Annotated in this window: 5 protein-coding genes; 2 read left to right on the top strand and 3 right to left on the bottom strand. The window is 50.5% G+C overall.

Annotated elements, in window-relative coordinates; genetic code table 11:
* Positions 1–391 precede the first annotated feature (391 nt).
* From J4G02_22820 to J4G02_22830, 3 genes are all read right to left on the bottom strand, one after another.
* Positions 392–988, bottom strand: a complete 597-nt coding sequence (locus tag J4G02_22820; GenBank protein ID MCE2397342.1) for a mobile mystery protein B — start codon at positions 986–988, stop codon at positions 392–394.
* The gene (locus J4G02_22825) at positions 979–1,437 is read right to left on the bottom strand and encodes a mobile mystery protein A (protein ID MCE2397343.1); all 459 of its coding nucleotides are present in this window, start codon (positions 1,435–1,437) and stop codon (positions 979–981) included. Before J4G02_22825 ends, J4G02_22820 begins: the two co-directional genes overlap by 10 nt.
* 373 nt (positions 1,438–1,810) lie before the next feature.
* The gene (locus J4G02_22830; GenBank protein ID MCE2397344.1) at positions 1,811–2,239 is read right to left on the bottom strand and encodes a hypothetical protein; all 429 of its coding nucleotides are present in this window, start codon (positions 2,237–2,239) and stop codon (positions 1,811–1,813) included.
* Between the two features lie 44 nt (positions 2,240–2,283).
* Between J4G02_22830 and J4G02_22835 the strand changes: the two genes are divergently transcribed.
* Positions 2,284–3,153 carry a hypothetical protein gene (locus tag J4G02_22835; GenBank protein MCE2397345.1) on the top strand — a complete coding sequence of 290 codons (870 nt, stop codon included), beginning with the start codon at positions 2,284–2,286 and terminating at the stop codon, positions 3,151–3,153.
* A 1-nt stretch (position 3,154) separates the two neighbouring features.
* On the top strand, positions 3,155–3,441 hold a 287-nt coding region (locus tag J4G02_22840), incomplete at its 3' end, for a peptidase (GenBank protein MCE2397346.1).

The raw sequence follows: 3,441 nt of genomic DNA on the forward strand, positions 1-3,441 counted from the left end.
TGGAATGGAACCATGTTCGGTTGGTCTAATGTCCGCAGGGATTTATGTGACTATTTTGAAGATAGATTTTTAACCAATAACACACTTTAGTGAACACTCCCGTTTCCGATATACCCCTCCGACTGTTGGAGGTCCACCGTCGATAGGATTAATGAATGCGAAAGATAGGGAAGTAACCCACTGCCGCTTGTTATGGAAATCTTAAGAGGAACAAATACCCCGGAACACCCGCCTAGGAATGACATCCTAGACTCCATGAAAAGTCATGGAAACCGATTCCTTGGCCCCGGGATTTAACCCGGGGATTCAGACAACAAGGCGCAACACACCAGACGTGTATGGACAAGGTCGAATAGTCGCGGGTGTTGTTCATCGCGCCGTAGGCGCAGCATCACGATCGAGCGAAGGTCAACAAGGGCTTAAAATCACCTCGATCAGCGGCTCGAACGGCCTTCAAGTAGGCCGCCCGTGCCTCGTTATCAGCAGAGAGGTTTTTAGCACCCCATGAAAAGTGCTCCTGACCGAAGAGCTTTTCTACGATAACATCGCCCATGAATCGACTGTGTCGCCCGTTGCCGTTTGGGAAGCAATGTATACTGACAATGTGGTGTTTGAATCGAATGGCGAGCTCATCAGGCGTATACGTATTGTGTTCTACCCAATAAAGGGCATCATCGAGTAGTTTTTTGAGTTCTACGGAGATCTGGTGCTTATCGACTCCCAAATTCTTGTTCGTAGTTCGAAAAATTCCGGCCCACGACCATACGGTGCCAAACATCCGTTTGTGAACTTCGCAAACGAACCTTTCCGAGAACACTTGTTCTGGTGTGAAGTTCCTACTCATTGCCCATTGCAAGGCATCCTCGATGTTCTGCTGCTCAAACTCGTTTAGCTCGGCTTGAGTAGCAATCGTGCTTATGAGCAAGCCCTCTTGCTCGTCCTCATCAATGGGTGTTTGGCCCATTATGTATTTGAGTCCTAATCCCACAGCATTCTCGGCATTTCGTCCTTGATGATAGCGGCACGTTCATCAATGGCCTTTTTGAGTCGACGTTTCGAATTCTCTTGATCCTCGAGCCTCATGTTGCCGGACGTTCTCAAAACGATCTCCTTCGCCAAATCAAGGGCTTTACGCTCGATCAACTTATCGATACTACCGTCCTTTGGAGCTAAACCATAAACCAATTCCATATCCAGAGCATGAGCGGCTTCTCGAAGACTTTTAAGCGTAACGCTGCCTTTCTGCTCGCGAATCTCCATATCCCGAACACTTTGCTTGGTGATCGACAACTTATCGGCGAGCTGCTGAAGGGACATGCCTAAGGTCACGCGCACGGCTTTGATCCATCCCGTAGGCGGAACAGCGATTTGGTTTGCCTTGGAAAACACCTTTAACTTTGCTTCGAGCTGATTCAGCTGTAGTTTATTTATTTCCATTTCGTAAGTCTTTAGATTGACTATATAACAACAAAAATAAGCTTATTATATTAATTCAATGAATAATAATAAGTTTTTATATTTACATTTATAGCAATAAAGTGAGCATATAGTATTACGACTAAAAATCAACAGGGTTAGACTTCGAACAGTTGAGCCAATCGCTACGCGAGTCAACCCGGACTCCGAGAGTTCAGGCCTTACGGATCAGGTTTTTCAATTCAGGTCTCGCTGCGCGAGATCAGCTCGTTTCCGAAATGGTGTGTGAGCTTTAATTCAAAGTAGGGGGTTTCCTGATTGCGCATCGCGTAACCTGATTTTCCTGAGGCAAACCTGAATCTTCGATCCTGATTTCGGCTTTGTCTAAACCCTACTAAAGCAAATTTGCTGCATACGCCGCCATCTCTTCCCCATTATGCCCAACATTCGGCACGGTGCGGTACTCCCAATTGAACAGGTAGCCGCCGTCCGAGGCAATGCTCGACGATTCGGTGAAGAAATACCGGGCCCGCTGGAGTCCCCGGGCATCGGCGCCCGGGGTGTGGCGTAAACTCGGTGCATTGAGATCGGTGTCATTAGCCCCACAAATAACGTAGACCTCGCGGCCGAAGTAGTTGTTGGGAGGTTCGGTCGCGGCCGAACTTACACCTAAGCCGTAGGGAAATTCAATACTGGGGTCGGGCACGCAATACCGGCCCGCAGCACTCGATACGAGCCGGTTGAAGTGGCACTCGGGCTGAAAAAGCAAGTAGCGGTGGATCATTTGTGCACCAGCGCTGTGGCCGAAGACATCGTACCGCATTAGTGTTTCCTGTGAGGTCTTTGAACTCCTCGAAGATCGGGTCGATGGCCGAAAAGGTCCAGTCGTCTTCGGGGTTCAGCGTGCTCGGGGTCGGGTTACGAGCTGCTTCAGTACGATTCGCGAATTCGGGATTTTCATCGACGGAACCGTTCGCTTACCTCGAGGCATACCAACGGCGATGGACTCAACGTTTTGTTTTTCGGCCCGACTACGGCGGGTTCAAGTACGGCGGCCGTTTGGACTTTTTGCCCTTTGGGCTCTTTACCAACATGAGCCAATACCACGAGGTCGACATGATGCGCGAACTCGTTCCTCGCCTAGTGATCGGGGTGGCCTATAGCTACAACGTAGGCATGAGCAGTCGCCGTGGGCGCGGAAGTGGCGATATCCTCTATTTGGATGCCGATCAGAATCCTTCGCTACCTAATTTTAGCAAACCGGGAGTCGATTTCCTCTTCAAGTACCAGGGTTTTTCGGCCGTTGGCGAGTTCGTGAGCACTGCGGCCACCGTGCCCAACGACATCGTGTATCGAGTGCGGAACGATGGCTCTTTGGTGACCACTTTCCCGGTGGGCGACGGCGACGACGTCGAAAACTACGTGAAGGGCCGCATGATGCTCGGCATGGGCTACAATATTCAGATGGGCTACCTCTTCAAGAACCGCTTTTCGATCGACGCGCGCTACACCCATTTGTCGGCCGATGAATATAGCTTTCTGAATAACGGCATCTTCTACAACCGCCCGAATTACTACACCTCCGGCGTGTCGCAATACCTGTCCAAAATGTACGGCATCAAGATCCGGGCTTCCGTGGACTGCGTAGACGCGGCCGAGGGCAGCAACGATTTCGACGGCGTGGCCAAGACCGGAGACGAATGGATCTTCCGCCTCATCACCTCATTTGCTCTGTGATATGAAGAATTTACGCTACATCATATTGATCTTTTGCGCCTACGGCGCGATTGGCCAGCCTGTGCCGCAGACCAAAAAAGTGACGGAGAAGTTCTTTCCGGATTCCAAGCTGACCATCACCACGCCGGCATTTCAAAAGGACAAAGGCTTTACGGATCACGCCGAAATGATGGCCTTTCTCGACGCGATGGTGGCCGCACATCCGGACTTTATTTCTTACACTGCGATTGGTGAAAGCCAAAAGGGAAAGTCGATCCCGCTGGTGCCACTCACGCATCGTGCCGCAGG

This window comes from Candidatus Poribacteria bacterium, from assembly GCA_021295755.1.
Taxonomy (GTDB): Bacteria; Poribacteria; WGA-4E; order WGA-4E; family PCPOR2b; genus PCPOR2b.

Coding starts and splice junctions, on each gene's coding strand:
- J4G02_22835 (MCE2397345.1), top strand. CDS start 2,284: ATGGCCGAAAAGGTCCAGTCGTCTTCGGGGTTCAGCGTGCTCGGGGTC.
- J4G02_22830 (MCE2397344.1), bottom strand. CDS start 2,239: ATGCGGTACGATGTCTTCGGCCACAGCGCTGGTGCACAAATGATCCAC.
- J4G02_22825 (MCE2397343.1), bottom strand. CDS start 1,437: ATGGAAATAAATAAACTACAGCTGAATCAGCTCGAAGCAAAGTTAAAG.